The following is a 14,274-nucleotide window of genomic DNA, read 5'->3' as shown; positions in this document are numbered from 1 at the left end:
CCCGCGGGGGGCGGCGGGGGGGGGGCGGGGGGGGGCGTGTGGTTGGGGGGTTTGTGGCGGGGGGGGGGGGGGGGGGGGTTTGGGGGGGGGGGGGGGGGCGCCCCCCCCCCCCCCCGGCGCTGGCGCACAACGTGCTGATCTCCTCGGACCCGGCGAACGGCTCGTCCGTCGCCGCCGGGCCGCCGAAGATCAGCCTGACCTTCGACCAGTACGTGCAGGGCGCGGACGTCAACCAGGTCGCGGTGACCGGACCCGGCGGCGGCCAGTGGGCCGAAGGGCCGATCGGCGTGGTGAACAACGTCATCACCGCGCCGCTGCGGCCGCTCGGGCCGGCCGGGAAGTACACCGTCGGCTACCGCGTGCTGTCCGCGGACGGCCACCCCGTGACCGGTGAGCTCTCCTTCACCCTGACGACCGCGGGCACCGGCACGCCGGCGACCGTCGACGCGGCGAGGTCGCCGGGCGGCTCCTCGTCGGCGGCGCCGCAGCCGTCGTCGACCGGGGTGCCGATCTGGGTCTGGATCGCCGGCGCGGTCGTGCTGCTGGCGATCGGGCTGACCGTGGCCCTGCGGTCCGGCCGGTCGGTGGAAGAGAAGAACTGATGACCCAGGCCGAGGCCACCACGAAGGTCCGCTATTCGACGCTGCTCTGCGTCGTGACGGCGGCCCTGCTCGGCGCCCTGATCGGCGTCGCGCTCATGTCCACCGCCCCGGTACCCGGTGTGGTGGAGCCCAGCGCGGTGGTCTCGGCCGGCATCCCGGTCGTCCGGGTCCTGCTGGACCTCGCCGCGGTCACCACGATCGGCCTCGCGCTGCTGTCCGTGCTCGTCGGCTACGACCGGCCGAAGCTGACCGAGCCGATCATGCGGCTGGCCCGCCCGGCGGGCGTCGCGGCCGCGCTCGTCTGGGCCACGGCCGCGGTTGTCGCCCTGATCCTGCAGACCGCGGAGTACAAACCGGGCTCGTCGACGCTCGCGCCGTCCGACATCGGCCGGTACATCGCCGACGTCGGCGCCGGGAAAGCGCTCGTCATCGTGGCCGCGCTCGCGCTCGTCCACGCCGGAATCAGCGCGCTGGCGCTGCGCTTCGGCGAGAAGGTGCCCGCCGAGGTCCGCGTCGGGCTCGGCCTGTTCGCGCTGCTGCCGCTGCCGGTCACCGGGCACGCGTCGAACTGGAACTACCACGACTACACGATGATCTCGATGGAGCTGCACGTGATGAGCGCGGTCGCCTGGACCGGCGGCCTCGGCGCGATGACCGTGCTCCTGGTGGCGAACCGGACGCTGCTGGCGCACGCGCTGCCCCGGTTCTCGAAGCTCGCGACGCTCTGCCTGGCCATCTCCGCCGCCACCGGGCTGTTCAACGGCCTGGTCGAGATCTCGCTCAACCCGACCATCGGGTTCTGGACGGCGATCTTCACGACGCCTTACGGGCAGCTGCTCGTCCTCAAGCTGGGGTGCACCGGCGTCATCGCGGTGCTCGGGGCCCACGTCCGCTGGCGCCTGATACCCCGGATCGTCCGCCACGACCGGACGGCGCTCGCCTCGTGGGCAACGCTCGAGCTGACCGTGATGGGACTCGCCTTCGGGTTCGCCGTCGTGCTGACGCGGGCGCCCGTCGTCGCCTCCTGACGTCGTCAGCGCAGGTAGGAGCCGGTGCGAGGTCACGGCGAGTAGCTGCAACTTGCGCATTGGGATGACCGGTGACCCATTGGGGTTGACCGGTCGGGCCGAACTTTCTACCCAGAGCGGGCCGCCTTTTGGATGCGACGAACGGTCATTTGCCGTCGTCGAATGCACGTGCAGACTGTGGTGTCGATCACACCAAGTGACAGATGACGGTCAACGGTAACGCGTCCACCGCGTGTCGGTCCGCGCGTTCCGGAGGTCGTCCAGACGCCGGTACAGCTCCGGCCGGACCTGGGGCCGGCTGCGCAGGATCGGCAGCACGCTGGTCGTCAGCTTCAGCTCGCGGATGCCCCGGAGGACGGCGAAGCCGGGCCAGGACGTCACGTCGAAGCCGTACGCCGCGGCGAACGTCCGGTAGCCCACCGGCGGGTCGCCGAACCGCTCGCGGCCGACCGCCAGCGGCGTCAGGTCCCATTCCGGCGGCCCGACGCACGAGGAATCGAAGTCGCAGAGCACCGGACCGTCCGGCCCCGGGATGACGTTGCCGGGGTACGCGTCGCCGTGGACCAGGCCCCTGGGCAGCGGAAACTCCAGCTCGGCGAGCTCGGCTTCGAGCTCGGCGCAGCGGTCGAGGAGGAACTTCCGGTCGGTGTCGCTGATCTCTTCGGCGTCGGACACCCGGGCTCGCACGGCGGCGAACGGCGCCCACTCGGCGAGGCCGGGCGGCGGGGGCAGCGCGTGGACCTGGCGCAGCAGCCGGGCCAGGTCGACGGACGTCGCGGCCCGGCCGATGCTCGGCACCTGGTGCCACACGGTCACCAGGTGGCCGCCGACCTCCAGGGGCTGTTCGACGTCGCCGAGCAGCCGGATCGCGGGGACGCCGTGGTGTTCGAAGTGCCGGGCCACGCGGACGACCGTGCCGACCCGGTGCCGCAGCTGCGTCGAGCCGACGATCCGGACCACGAAGGGGGCCGTGACCAGCGCATACACCGCGTTGTTGGTGAACCGCAGCAGCCGCGCGCCCGCCGGGTCGAGGCCCAGCAGCGCGCAGGTCTCGGCCAGCACGCCGCGCAGCTTCCCGGAGGTGAACCGGCCGTCCAAAACCGCGCCGGCGCCTTCGGTGCTATGCGGCGTAGAAAGCGTGGAGGCGGTCGGCGAGGTCACGGGCGTCGGCGTTGTTGCGGCGGCGTTCGGCCTCTTCCTGCAGAGGCCGCATCCGGTCCTTGACGCGCTCCGACTTGATGCCCTCGGCGCAGTCGATGGCCTTGCCGCCGACCTTCGCGCCGTGGTCGAGGTCGCCGTCCAGCAGGTGGTTGGTGGCGAGCGCGCTCAGCATGAACGTCTTGGAGCGGGCCATTTCGTCGTCGTAGGTCTCGACGGCCTTGGTCAGCGCCGGGATCGCGTACTTGGTGTGCTCGGCGTTCTTCTGCGCGAGGACCGTGTGGACGGTCCCGACCATCGCGTAGACGTCGGTCTCGGTGAAGAACTTGACCCACGACTCGGCTTCGGCCAGGTTGGCGCGCTCGAACTCGTCCTTGCTCCGGCCGAGCAGCTTCACCGCCTGCTCTTCGTTGCCCATCATCGCGTAGGCCCAGGCTTCGTTCGCGCAGAGCACGGAGACGGCCAGCTCGGAACCGCTTTCCTGAGCGGCGATCTGGCCCAGCTGGAACAGCTTCAGCGCGTCGTTCGGAGCGTCCTGGTGCAGGTAGACGCGGCCCATCCGGTAGAGCACGTTGGCCACCAGCGGGTGGTTCTCGCCCTGCTTGGCCAGGTCCAGCGCGTTCGCGAAGTGACCCCGCGCCGAGTCCATCAGCCCGGTGTCGAAGGAGGTCCAGCCGGCCAGCGAGTGGAGGTCGGCGAGCGCCACGTACAGCCGGTTCTTCACCAGCTCGGTGCCGTGCGCCTCCAGCATCTGCTGGCCCCAGGACAGCTGGGCCACGACGGCATCGCGGCAGAACCCGCCGCCGTACTGGTAGTCGAGCGCCCGGAGCGCCCGCGTCGCGGCTTCGACCTGGCGGACGTCGGTCATGCCGATGCGCCCGGGCGCCGGCGTCCTGGCCGGTCCGGCCGCCCAGGTGCCCGATTCGGGACCGAACACTGCCGCGCCCATCGTGACCTGGGCAGCGTGCGCGAGGAACCTCCGTCGCTTCACGGACTCGTCCTCCTCAGCCTGCTGGCCGTCGGCGGAGCCGACGACGCGTATCGCCGTGGCCTCGTCGTAGGCGAGGCCCATGTATCCACGGGGGACGCCCAGGCCGTCGGCGATCCGCGTGAGCACGTCGTAGGCCATGACCTGGCGACCCTTGAGGATCTCCGACACCTCGGACTGGGATTGGCCGGTCATCGCGGCGATCTGGCGCTGCGAGACACCGTGCTTGCGCAGGAGCCGGTACACGGCGCTGATCTCGCGCGACGCGAGAGCCGTTCTCATCTCCGGCTGCTCCCACGCGTCAGCGGGAACCGCGTGGCTCTGCCGCGTGTCGGCACTGCCACCGTTACTGGCGTCCATCGCGCCCCCTCCACTGTCCGGTCGGGCGTCTGTAAAACAGCGTAGGCAAACCTGGCGAACCGTGTGAACAGCCGAACTGGTGCCCTGATCGGCCCGGGCGAAGTCCGCTGACCGCTTACCGTGGAACCGAGTCCAGTCACCGCTATGACGCCGATTCCACCTTCTATCGCACTCGGTTTCACCTCACTGTAGTTGTCAGATCTCCGTCACCGGCCGCACACCGGTAGCGATCACGGAGAGCTACGAGAACCGCAGCGTTGTGACAAAGCGATGTTGCAGAAGGCATCTTCGGAGACTTTCGACAGAGCGGAGAAGGGCGTGGAGTTCGTGGACTCGTTCGCAGGGGGACATGCCGGCACGGCGACCCGCGCCGTGCGGCCGGCGACGGTCCCTCCCGTCTCCACCGTCCGCCCCGTAACCCCCGCTGCCGCGGTCGACCCCCGCACCGCGAGCGTCCGCCACTACGAGGGCGGTCAGCTGGTGTGGCGTGTGCAGTGCGGCGACCTCATCAGCCGCGAGCGGGCGGTCACGGTGTTCGTCGAAGACAACCAGGTGGTACTGGTCTCGCCTCCCGGCGAGACCGCGCGGCTGACGTCCGGCCAGCTCGGACAGCTGCGCGCCGCGCTCAACGAAGCCGCCAAGATGGCGGAAAGGTAACGGTGAGCTGACATGGATCAGGTACTCGGGCAGGTCCTCCGCAACGCGGTCTGGGAGCGTCTCGACATGCTGACCGACCTGGCGAACCGCGCCGACGCCCAATCGCTCGTCTCGGTCGCTCGCTCCGAACTGCCCCGGTTGACCGAGGCGTGGCGCGCGATGCTGAAGATGCACGAGCCCGACGAGCGCGGTGACTGCCCGACCTGCTCGACCCGGTGGCACCGCTGCAAGGCGCCGTGCTCGGTCTGGCAGGTCGCGCACGAACACCTGGTAGCCGGCGGCCTGGCCCCGCAACAGCAGTCGGCCGACAGCCGGCTCCAAGGCCGCCGCAAGAGCCCCGTCCCCGCCCACCCCGCGCCGCCCACCGCGGCCGAGACCACCGGTCGCCACGCGCTCGTGAACCCGCGCCGAGCGGTCACGGCCTGACCCCCTGACAGGCGAGCCGCGGCCGGCCGATCGCCCCATCGGACCCGCGCCGGCACTCGCCTCGGCCGAGGACCGTTTCGCCCGCACCCCCGAGCAGCGCGAACCGGTCCTCGGCCACCACCCGGTCCCCACCGCGATTAATCGAAAAATATCCGCGTTAGGCCTAGCCCAGGCGGTAATCCCCCGCTAGATTGATCATCGAAGACGGCGTTGGATCAAGGGTCTGATCCGGCCGTCGCCCCGCCTGAGAGCGGCCCTCGAATTCCGCGGGCCGGTGCCGTTGCACTCCCCTCCCCCGACCGGCACCGGCCCGCGGTTCCATCCCTGAAACGCCGTGAAGGCCACACCCAGCAGCACTGGGTGTGGCCTTCACGTGTTTGTGCTTAGCGGACGGCCTTCACCCGCAACACGAGCACCGCGGCCAGGAGCGTCGCGACCGCCGAAGCCGCGAAGAGTCCCGAGTAGCCGCCGAGGTAGGCGAGCACCAGCGGCGTCACCAGCGGGGCCAGCACCTGCGGCAGCGAGTTCGCGATGTTGATGACGCCGAGGTCCTTCGCGCGGTCCTGCGCCGTCGGGAGCACCTGCGTCAGCATCGCCAGCGCGACCGCCATGTACGCCCCGAACCCGACGCCGAGCAGCGGGGACGCCACGAGCGCGACCGGCCAGCTCTGCCAGACGACCAGGAGCAGAGCGGCCAAGGCCATCACACCGGAGGCCGCCAGGACGTACGGCTTGCGCCGGCCGGACCTGTCGGAGAAGTGCCCCGCGAGCACCGCGCCGGCCACGAGAGCGACGCCGTAGAGCACCATCATGATGATCAGCCCGGTGTCCGGATCGGGGTAGTGCACCGCGTCCTGGAGGAAGAACAGCAGGTACAGCGTCCCGAACGCGTTGCCGAGGTTGATCATGAAGTGGCAGGACCACGCCCACGCGAAGTCCGGGAACCGCCGCGGGGAGACCCAGAGGTTGCGCAGCACCTCACCGGCTTTGGCCGACGGCCGGAACTCCACCGGCAGGTGCGCGTCCGGTGTGCGCAGGACGAAGAACGCGGCTCCGGCCACGACGATCCCGGCGCAGACCGCGTAGGCCGGCGCCAATCCGGCGAAGCCGGCCACGAGGACGACCACGATCGCGCCCAGCACGGTGCCGAGCATCTGCGCGATCCCGACGAGCCCGCCGACCTGCGCACGCTGCCCGATCGGCACCCGGTCGGCGATGGCGGACATCAGCGTCGCGAGCATCCCGTTGAGCCCGGCCTGGACCAGGCACCAGCCGGTGATCAGCAGCGCGACGTTCGGCGCGAACGCCAGTACCAGCAGCCCGACGGCGGCGACCGCCGCGCCGACCACCGTCCACGGGTGGCGACGGCCGAACCGCGAGCACGTCCGGTCCGACAGCAGCCCGACGGCCGGGTTGACGACCAGCGCCACGACCGCGCCGACGCCCATCACCAGGCCGAGCACGAACTCCTTGTTCACCTTGTCGAGCAGTTCGGCCTGCTGTGGCAGCAGCACCTGGATCGGCGCGTAGACGCCGAGCCAGAGCGCGATGTTCGCGAAGAACAGCAGGCTCATCCAGCCGGGCCGCACCCGCACGACGGGTTCGGCCAGCGCCTCGGGGACGACCTGGGTCGTTTCACTCATTCCGCACCAGCTTCCGGTACCAGTGGAACGAGTCCTTCGGCGTCCGCCGCAGGGTCTCGTAGTCGACGTGCACCAGGCCGAAGCGCGGCGCGTAGCCCTTGGACCACTCGAAATTGTCCATCAGGGACCAGCAGAAGTAGCCACGGACGTCGACACCGGCGTCCATCGCCTCGCGCAGCGCGACGAGGTGACTGTGCAGGAAGTCGATGCGTTCGGGGTCGTGGACACCGCCGTCTTCGGCGACTTCGTCGGCGAAACTGCAGCCGTTTTCGGTGATCTGGATCGGGGGGAGCTTGTCCTGGTAGCGGTGGTGGAAGTCCAGCAGCAGCTCGCGCAGGGCGTGCGGGACGATCGGCGAGTCGTTGGTCGTCATCGGGTAGCCCTCGATGTCGCGCAGCTCGAAGGGCAGCGGGTTGCCCGGGCCGGGCATCGCGACCCCCTGCGGCTCGTAGTAGTTGACGCCGTAGAAATCGAGCGGCTGCGCGATGGTGGGCAGGTCGTCGGCGAACCCGGCGGGGAGGTGCTGGTGGAGCTGCTCGGGGTAGCTGCCGAGCAGCATCGGGTCGGCGTAGAGCCGGTTGAGCAGGGCGTCGAGGTACTCCGCCGCGTCTCGGGCGTCGTCGTCGGCGGGCCAGATGGGCGAATGGTTGTTGGCCGTGCCGATGTTCGTGGCGCCGGCCGCGCGAAGGGCTTGGACGGCGAGGCCGTGCGCGAGGTTCTGGTGGTGCGCGGTCGGGATGGCGTCGAGCAGCAGCACCTGGCCGGGCGCGTACTCCCCGATGCCGTAACCGAAGATGGACATGACCATCGGCTCGTTGAGCGGAATCCACAGCTTCACCCGATCGGCGAAGCGGTCTCCGATGACCTGGGCGTATTCGGCGAAGCGCTCAGCGGTCGCCCGGGAGAGCCAGCCGCCCTCGTCTTCGATGGCTTGGGGGGTGTCCCAGTGGTAGAGCGTGACGGCGGGGACGATGCCGGCTTCGCAGACGGCGTCGATGAGCTTGTCGTAGAAGCCGAGGCCTTCGGGGTTGGGCGCGCCCTTGCCGTCGGGCTGGATGCGGGGCCAGGCGATGGACATCCGGTAGGCGCCGACGCCGAGTTCCGCCATCAGCGCGATGTCTTCGGGGTAGCGGTGGTAGTGGTCGGCGGCTACGTTGGCTTGTTCACCGCGGGCGATCTTGCCCTCGGTCGCGGTGAACGTGTCCCAGATGGACGGTCCGCGCCCACCTTCGCTGGTGGCACCTTCGATCTGGAACGCCGATGTCGAAACACCCCAGAGGAAGTCGGGCGGGAAGATCGGGTTCTGCACCGGCTGCTGACCCCTTCGTCAGGGCACCCGTAAGGGTGAACATGAAAAGTTCTCATATACTAGGTCTTCACTCGTCCGTGGGGAAGCCCGTCGGCACGATAAAGTCCCAGATCAGACGAGGAGGAGCGCCGTGTCCGACATCCAGGCCGCGAAGGTGCCGGCAGAAGCCACCCCCTTACGCCGTCAACCGGTCCAGCAGCGAAGCGCGAAGCGGGTCGAGCAGATGCTCGACGCGAGCGCGGCGTTGATCGACGAGCTAGGTTACGACGCGCTGACGACGACGTTGATCGCCAAGCGGGCCGGCGTCGCCGTCGGTTCGCTGTACCAGTTCTTCCCGGACAAGCGCGCGGTCGTCCAGGCGCTCACCGCACGGAATCTGGAACGTTTCGTGGGCGCGGTGAACGAGCGGCTGAAGCAGCTGGGGCCGGAGCACTGGTGGGACGTCGTGGACTCGATCCTCGACATCTACCTCGAGATGCACCGGACGGTGCCGGGATTTTCGAAGGTCCACTTCGGCGACATCATCGACCGCCAGCTGCTGGACGAGACGCGCGACAACAACGCGGTGATCGTGGATTCGCTGACCGATCTGGTGGCGACCCAGGTGGACCGGCCGGTGGAGGACCTGCGGTTCGCGATCGGGATCGCGAACGAGGTGGCGGATGCGCTGTTGAAGCTGGCGTTCCGGAAGGAGCCCAGCGGGGACGAGAAGATCGTCGCCGAGGCGAAGTACGTGGTGAAGGGGTACTTGGCGGCTCGGTTCGGGGAGCGGTCCTAGCTGTCCACAGAAGTTGTCCACAGGTATGCACAGCTGTGGACAACTGGGTGGTTTTGGGGTGGGTTGTCGGTGGGGGCCGATAGACTGGACTTGGGCACGCCCCCCGGGAGGGTGGGGGAGTTTCCGAGGGCGGGGACGGCCCCCACAGGCCCGTCGTCCGGCGGGGTTGCGGACTGCGGTTGGGGTCAGCTGCCCGTCCGATGAGCCGCCGTCAGCCGAAGTTCTGGTTTTCGCCCCGATAGGTTGGGACCGTTCGCTCCACTCGGTCGCCGAGCACCAGGTGGTAGTGGGTGAACCGCTCGGCCAGCTCGCCCGCCTTGGCGTGGCGCAGCCAGACCCGGTCGCCCAGTTTCAAGCTTCGCGCCGCTCGGCCCGTCACCGGTGTCTGGACCTCGCCCGCTCCCTCGAACCCGAGGAACTTCAAGCCCCTCGGCAAGTACGGCTTCGGCTGGCGGGAAGGGCCCGTCGGGCCCGAGGCGATGTAGCCGCCCGAGAAGAGGGTTGCGATGTTGCGGGTGGGGCGGCGGACCACCGGCAGGGCGAACAGCGCCGCCGGGCGGGGCTTGAAGCGGGTGTAACCGTCGAAGAGCGTGGGGCCGATCAAGCCCGAGCCCGCCGCGATTTCCGTGACCACCGCGTCGGCGCCCGTTGTCTCGAGGCTGCCCGTTCCGCCTCCGTTGACGAACTCCAGGGGCGTCACCGCCTGGACCGCTCGGACCGCTTCGCCGCGGCGGCGGGCCAGCTCGGCCGCCGACCGGCGTTGCATCCAGCCCACCAGTGCCCGGTTGAGGCGGTGGCCGGCCGCGTCGCCGAGACCCGCGATCTGGCCCTCGTACGCCATCACGCCCACCAGGCGGAAGCCCGGGCGGGCGACGATCTGGCGGGCGAACGTCGATGCCTGCTTCGGGGTGAACACCGGCGAACGCCGCGTGCCGACGTGGATGCCCGGGAAGGGGCGCCAGGATGCGTCCAGTTCCAGGCACACCCGGATCTCCGGGTGGCCGTGGCCGAGGGCCGCGTCCACCAGGTCCAGGTGCTCGGGGGAATCGACCATGATCGCGATCGCCGCGCGGGCGCGGTCGGACGTGGCCAGGCGGCGAAGGGCTTCGTGGTCCGCCGTCGGGTAGGCGACGACGATGTCATCGGTCGTGCCCTGCTCGATGTGCCAGACCGCTTCCGCCAGCGAGTAGCACATCAGGCCCTCGAAGCCCGGCATCGTCAGCGCCCGCTCCAGCAGCGCGCGGCAGCGGACCGACTTGCTGACGACGCGGATCGGCTTGCCGGCCGCGCGGCGGCGGAGGTCGGCCGCGTTCGCGTCGAACGCCGCCAAGTCGACCACGGCCAAGGGCGGATCGAGGTCCTTGGTCGCCAAGTCGTACTCCGTCGCACCGGTCACGAGGTCTAAAGTACGACAACAAGCCTTGAAACGCGAATACTATTCACTTACTGTTTCGGGCACTCCTGGATGAAGGGTGCACGCGCATGACCCGGTGGACCAACTGGGCGGGCACGGTGTCCGCCTCGCCCCAACACGTTCACCAGCCGCGCGACACGGCGGAGATCGCGGCGACGGTCGCGAGCATCGCGGCGGCCGGCCGCACCGTGCGCCCCTGGGGCAGCGGGCACTCCTTCACCGCCATCGCCGCCGCCGACTCCGACGCGCTCGACCTGCGCCAGTGGACCGGCGTCGAGCGGGTGGACCTGGCGACCGGGCACGTCACCGTCCGCTCCGGCACCACGCTGCGCGATCTCAACGCCGCCCTCGACGCGCTCGGGCTGGCCATGACCAACCTCGGGGACATCGACGCGCAGACCGTCGCCGGCGCGATTTCCACCGGCACCCACGGCACCGGCGCGAAGCTCGGCGGCCTCGCCACCCAGGTCGTCGCGCTCGAACTCGTCCTCGCGGACGGCTCGGTCGTCACCTGTTCGGCCGAAGAAAAGCCCGACCTCTTCGCCGCTGCCCGCGTCGGGCTCGGTGCGCTCGGCGTGCTCACCACGGTGACGCTCGCGTGCGAGCCGTCGTTCGTCCTGCGCGCGCAGGAACGGCCGGAGCCGCTGGAGCAGGTTCTCGAGGGCTTCCACGACTTCGCCGACGAAAACGAGCACTTCGAGTTCTACTGGTTCCCCTACGGCAAGAACGCACTGGTCAAGCGCAACAACCGGACCGAGACGCCGCAGCCGCTCAGCAAGGTCCGGGAGTTCGTCGACTACCGGATCATGGAGAACGTCGCCTTCGGCGGGCTCTGCCGGGCCGGCCGGCTGATGCCGAAGCTCGTGCCGTCGCTTGGCAGCTTCGCCTCGAACGTCCTGAGCGCGCGCGACTACAGCGACCTCTCGCACCGCGTCTTCGTCACCGCGCGCGACGTCCGGTTCACCGAAACGGAATACGCTGTTCCACGTGAATCAGTGCTCGACGTGCTGGCCGAACTACGCGCTGTAGTGCCGACACTGAAGGACCCGGTGATGTTCCCGGTCGAGGTGCGGGTCGCCGCCGCCGACGACATCTGGCTGTCGACCGCGCAGGGCCGCGACTCCGCCTACATCGCCATCCACCAGTTCATCGGCATGCCCTACCGCGAGTACTTCAGCGCGTTCGAGAAGATCGCCGGCGCCGTCGGCGGCCGCCCGCACTGGGGCAAGATGCACGACCTCGACGCCGGCGTCCTCCGCACGCGCTACCCGCACTTCGACGACTTCCTGCGCGTGCGCAAGGAAACCGACCCGAGCGGCGTCTTCACGAACACGTATCTGGACCGGGTGCTGGGTCCGGCTTAGAACAGCGCGGACACCGATTCGCCGTTGTGGATCCGGCGGATCGCCTCGGCCATCGCCGGCGCGATCGAAAGGATCTTCAGCTTCTCGGTGCGCTCTTCCTCGGGCACCGGGACCGTGTTGGTGCAGACGATCTCCAGCACCTCCGGCCGGCTGCCGATGCGCTCGATGGCCTTCGCCGCAAACAGCCCGTGCGTGCAGGCGACGCGGATCGAGCGCGGCTCCAGCTCGGCCAGCCGGTCGAGCAGTTCGAGCACCGTGCTGCCCTTGGCGATCTCGTCGTCGAGCACGATCACGTCCCGGCCGGTGACCTCGCCGATCACCGATGTGATCTGGACGCGGTCGTCGGGGAAGCGCTCCTTCGCCCCGGCCGCGACCTGGACGCCGAGGAGCCGCGCGAAGTGCGACGCCTCCTTCGCGTTGCCCAGGTCGGGCGAGACGACGGTGGTGCGCGAAAGGTCGTACTGGCGGAAGTGCTTGGCCAGCTCCTGCAGCGCGTGCAGGTGATCCACCGGGACGCTGAAGAAGCCGTGGACCTGCGGCGAGTGCAGGGTCATGGCGAGCACGCGGCTCGCCCCCGCGGTCACCAGCAGGTCGGCGACCAGGCGGCCGCCGATGGAGATGCGTGGCGCGTCCTTCTTGTCGGAGCGCGCGTACGAATAGTGCGGCATCACGGCGGTGATGCGGGACGCCGAGGCGCCGCGCGCCGCGTCGAGCATCAGCAGCAGCTCGACGAGGTGCTCCTGCACCGGTTTGACCAGCGGCTGGATGATGAAGACGTCTCGCTCGCGGCAGTTCGCCTGTAGCTGCACCTCGAGGCAGTCGTTGGCGAACCGCTGGATCTCGACCGGCCGCAGCGGCACGCCGAGGTGCTCGCAGATCTCTTCGGCCAGCTCGGGGTGCGCGCTGCCGCTGAAGACGGCGATTTCTCTCGATGCCTGGGTGATCACAGCGCGGAGATCGCCTCGCCGATAGCGGCCTCACCCGAGATCAGCGTCAGGGTGCGGTGCACCGAAGCCGGTGCCTCGAGCAGGGCGACGAGCACCGCGGCGACGTCGTCGCGCGGGATCGGGCCGCGCCCGGTGTTCTCGGCCAGCAGGACCAGGCCGGTGCCGGGGTCGTCGGTGAGCTGACCCGGCCGGAGGATGGTCCAGTCGAGGTCGCGGGCCTTGAGGTCGTCCTCCGCCGCGCGCTTGGCACGCAGGTAGTGCCGGAATTCCTCGCTGACGTCGGGGTTCTCCGGGTTGTCGGCCCCGATCGAGCCCACCTGGACGTGCCGGCGGACGCCGGCCCGCTCGGCCGCTTCGGCGAACAGCGCCGCTGCGCCGCGGTCCACTGTGTCCTTGCGGGCGGTACCGCTGCCCGGCCCGGCGCCGGCCGCGAACACCGCGGCGTCGGCCCCCTTCAGGACCTCGGCGACGGCGTCCACATCGGAGTTCTCCAGGTCGAGCACGACGGCTTGAGCGCCGGCGGCCTCGAGATCCGCCGCGTGGGCGGGATTCCGGATGATGCCGATCGCTTCGTCACCGCGCGCGGCGAGCAGCCGCTCGAGCCGCAGCGCGATCTGACCGTGTCCACCAGCAATGACGACTCGCATGAGCCGACCCTATAGCCGTTCGAGCGGGCCCGTCAGTCGAGGGAAGCGGGGACTTCGGCAGTGCGGAGCAGGTGGTCGTAGACCAGCTCGTTGACCAGCCGGGAGACCGGGTCCTCGGCCAGCACGACGCGCTCGGTGCGGCCCTCGAGGTCGAGGTCGACGACCGCGTTCGGGTCGGCGGTCACGATGGCGAGGCCGTACGCGCGGGCGCGCGGCAGGCAGTTGCCGACGTAGTCCTCGGTCAGCACGACCGGGGACGGGAGGACCATCGCGGCCTCGCCGTAGCGGGCGAACGGAACCGCGGAGGCCATCGCGGTGCGCCAGTGGCGCGCGACGGCCAGGACGCCGACGATCTCGGCGGCCGGGGCGGGGGCGGTTCCGGCCAGCTCCGGCCAGGTCCAGGTGTCGACGGTGGCGCGGTCGGCCACCGGGCCGGCACCCATCGCGATGCGTTCGGCGTGCACGTCGGTGCGAAGCTTGGCGACCACGCAGACCTTGCGGCCGAGGATCGTGGTCTCGGGGAGGACGACGCCGTTCCAGCCCAGCTGGGCGGCGGCGGCGCGGGCGAGCTCGTCGACGCTCGCGGGGAGCTCGATCGGCGGCACCACGCGGCTCGGCATCGACCGGCTGCGCTTCGCGCCACCGGCGACCGTCGAGCGCTCGGTGTTCTGAGGTGTAGCCGCCACGAGTCCGCCTCCTTCTGCCCTGCACTGCTTCGTGACCGGGGGAAACCGGCACCTCACTTGTCTAACAGCGCGGCGGCGTGGCGTCGCCGGGTAGTGCGAGTGGCTGCGATCGGCGGCGGTCAGCGGTCGATGACCGGTCGGTAGGCGGTCATCGGACTTCGGTCGAACGGTGCGGCCAACCGAGTGATCGCGGGGTGAGTGGCATTACGGTCCGGCTACGGCCGATTACCCGGGGCAGGATCGGCCAAACCCGGCCCGGCTAGCCCA

At 70.2% G+C, this 14,274-nt stretch carries 14 protein-coding genes; 6 read left to right on the top strand and 8 right to left on the bottom strand.

Features of this window, described 5'->3' with window-relative positions:
- Positions 1-53 precede the first annotated feature (53 nt).
- Positions 54-602, top strand: a complete 549-nt coding sequence (locus ISP_RS00385) for a copper resistance CopC family protein (protein WP_265049891.1) — start codon at positions 54-56, stop codon at positions 600-602.
- A complete protein-coding gene (locus ISP_RS00380) occupies positions 602-1,630 on the top strand; it encodes a copper resistance D family protein (RefSeq protein WP_013222043.1) in 1,029 nt (342 codons plus the stop codon). Before ISP_RS00385 ends, ISP_RS00380 begins: the two co-directional genes overlap by 1 nt.
- Before the next feature lie 210 nt (positions 1,631-1,840).
- On the opposite strand, the gene ISP_RS00375 is transcribed toward ISP_RS00380, so the two are convergent.
- On the bottom strand, positions 1,841-2,728 hold the full coding sequence (locus ISP_RS00375; protein ID WP_013222042.1) for a phosphotransferase family protein: 888 nt from the start codon (positions 2,726-2,728) through the stop codon (positions 1,841-1,843).
- A 22-nt stretch (positions 2,729-2,750) separates the two neighbouring features.
- On the bottom strand, positions 2,751-4,136 hold the full coding sequence (locus ISP_RS00370; RefSeq protein WP_013222041.1) for a helix-turn-helix transcriptional regulator: 1,386 nt from the start codon (positions 4,134-4,136) through the stop codon (positions 2,751-2,753).
- A gap of 318 nt (positions 4,137-4,454) precedes the next feature.
- Here ISP_RS00370 and ISP_RS00365 point away from each other — a divergent pair, with 318 nt between their 5' ends.
- Both ISP_RS00365 and ISP_RS00360 read left to right on the top strand, forming a co-directional pair.
- Positions 4,455-4,793, top strand: a complete 339-nt coding sequence (locus ISP_RS00365; RefSeq protein WP_013222040.1) for a hypothetical protein — start codon at positions 4,455-4,457, stop codon at positions 4,791-4,793.
- Positions 4,794-4,805: 12 nt separating this feature from the next.
- On the top strand, positions 4,806-5,219 hold the full coding sequence (locus ISP_RS00360; protein ID WP_013222039.1) for a hypothetical protein: 414 nt from the start codon (positions 4,806-4,808) through the stop codon (positions 5,217-5,219).
- A gap of 383 nt (positions 5,220-5,602) precedes the next feature.
- On the opposite strand, the gene ISP_RS00355 is transcribed toward ISP_RS00360, so the two are convergent.
- Both ISP_RS00355 and ISP_RS00350 read right to left on the bottom strand, forming a co-directional pair.
- Positions 5,603-6,862, bottom strand: coding sequence for an MFS transporter (locus ISP_RS00355; RefSeq protein ID WP_013222038.1), 1,260 nt, complete (start codon positions 6,860-6,862; stop codon positions 5,603-5,605).
- A complete protein-coding gene (locus ISP_RS00350) occupies positions 6,855-8,171 on the bottom strand; it encodes a GH1 family beta-glucosidase (RefSeq protein ID WP_013222037.1) in 1,317 nt (438 codons plus the stop codon). The genes ISP_RS00355 and ISP_RS00350 overlap by 8 nt, the downstream gene beginning before the upstream one ends.
- A 130-nt stretch (positions 8,172-8,301) precedes the next feature.
- On the opposite strand from ISP_RS00350, the gene ISP_RS00345 reads away from it, so the two are divergent.
- Positions 8,302-8,949 (top strand): TetR/AcrR family transcriptional regulator, encoded by a 648-nt coding sequence (locus tag ISP_RS00345; protein ID WP_013222036.1) that lies wholly within the window; start codon positions 8,302-8,304, stop codon positions 8,947-8,949.
- Positions 8,950-9,160: 211 nt separating this feature from the next.
- Here ISP_RS00345 and ISP_RS00340 read toward each other — a convergent pair whose 3' ends face one another.
- Complete coding sequence (locus ISP_RS00340) at positions 9,161-10,345, bottom strand: amino acid deaminase/aldolase (RefSeq protein ID WP_013222035.1); 1,185 nt, start codon at positions 10,343-10,345, stop codon at positions 9,161-9,163.
- A gap of 86 nt (positions 10,346-10,431) precedes the next feature.
- Here ISP_RS00340 and ISP_RS00335 point away from each other — a divergent pair, with 86 nt between their 5' ends.
- Positions 10,432-11,727 (top strand): D-arabinono-1,4-lactone oxidase, encoded by a 1,296-nt coding sequence (locus ISP_RS00335; RefSeq protein ID WP_013222034.1) that lies wholly within the window; start codon positions 10,432-10,434, stop codon positions 11,725-11,727.
- Here ISP_RS00335 and ISP_RS00330 read toward each other — a convergent pair.
- From ISP_RS00330 to ISP_RS00320, 3 genes are read right to left on the bottom strand one after another with little or no spacing between them, the layout of a single operon-like run.
- On the bottom strand, positions 11,724-12,674 hold the full coding sequence (locus ISP_RS00330) for a ribose-phosphate diphosphokinase (RefSeq protein WP_013222033.1): 951 nt from the start codon (positions 12,672-12,674) through the stop codon (positions 11,724-11,726). The genes ISP_RS00335 and ISP_RS00330 overlap by 4 nt on opposite strands.
- Positions 12,671-13,321: an NAD(P)H-binding protein gene (locus ISP_RS00325; protein WP_013222032.1), complete on the bottom strand. Its 651-nt coding sequence runs from the start codon at positions 13,319-13,321 to the stop codon at positions 12,671-12,673. The genes ISP_RS00330 and ISP_RS00325 overlap by 4 nt, the downstream gene beginning before the upstream one ends.
- Before the next feature lie 32 nt (positions 13,322-13,353).
- The gene (locus ISP_RS00320; RefSeq protein WP_013222031.1) at positions 13,354-14,007 is read right to left on the bottom strand and encodes a hypothetical protein; all 654 of its coding nucleotides are present in this window, start codon (positions 14,005-14,007) and stop codon (positions 13,354-13,356) included.
- Positions 14,008-14,274: the final 267 nt, after the last annotated feature.

The organism is Amycolatopsis mediterranei, from assembly GCF_026017845.1.
In the GTDB taxonomy this organism is placed as follows: domain Bacteria; phylum Actinomycetota; class Actinomycetes; order Mycobacteriales; family Pseudonocardiaceae; genus Amycolatopsis; species Amycolatopsis mediterranei.
This window is presented reverse-complemented; position numbering and strand designations above follow the sequence as displayed.

Bases quoted from the DNA above. Each gene is read 5' to 3' on its own strand.
- ISP_RS00360 (WP_013222039.1), top strand. From the start codon at position 4,806: ATGGATCAGGTACTCGGGCAGGTCCTCCGCAACGCGGTCTGGGAGCGT.
- ISP_RS00355 (WP_013222038.1), bottom strand. From the start codon at position 6,862: ATGAGTGAAACGACCCAGGTCGTCCCCGAGGCGCTGGCCGAACCCGTC.
- ISP_RS00370 (WP_013222041.1), bottom strand. From the start codon at position 4,136: ATGGACGCCAGTAACGGTGGCAGTGCCGACACGCGGCAGAGCCACGCG.
- ISP_RS00380 (WP_013222043.1), top strand. From the start codon at position 602: ATGACCCAGGCCGAGGCCACCACGAAGGTCCGCTATTCGACGCTGCTC.
- ISP_RS00335 (WP_013222034.1), top strand. From the start codon at position 10,432: ATGACCCGGTGGACCAACTGGGCGGGCACGGTGTCCGCCTCGCCCCAA.
- ISP_RS00325 (WP_013222032.1), bottom strand. From the start codon at position 13,321: ATGCGAGTCGTCATTGCTGGTGGACACGGTCAGATCGCGCTGCGGCTC.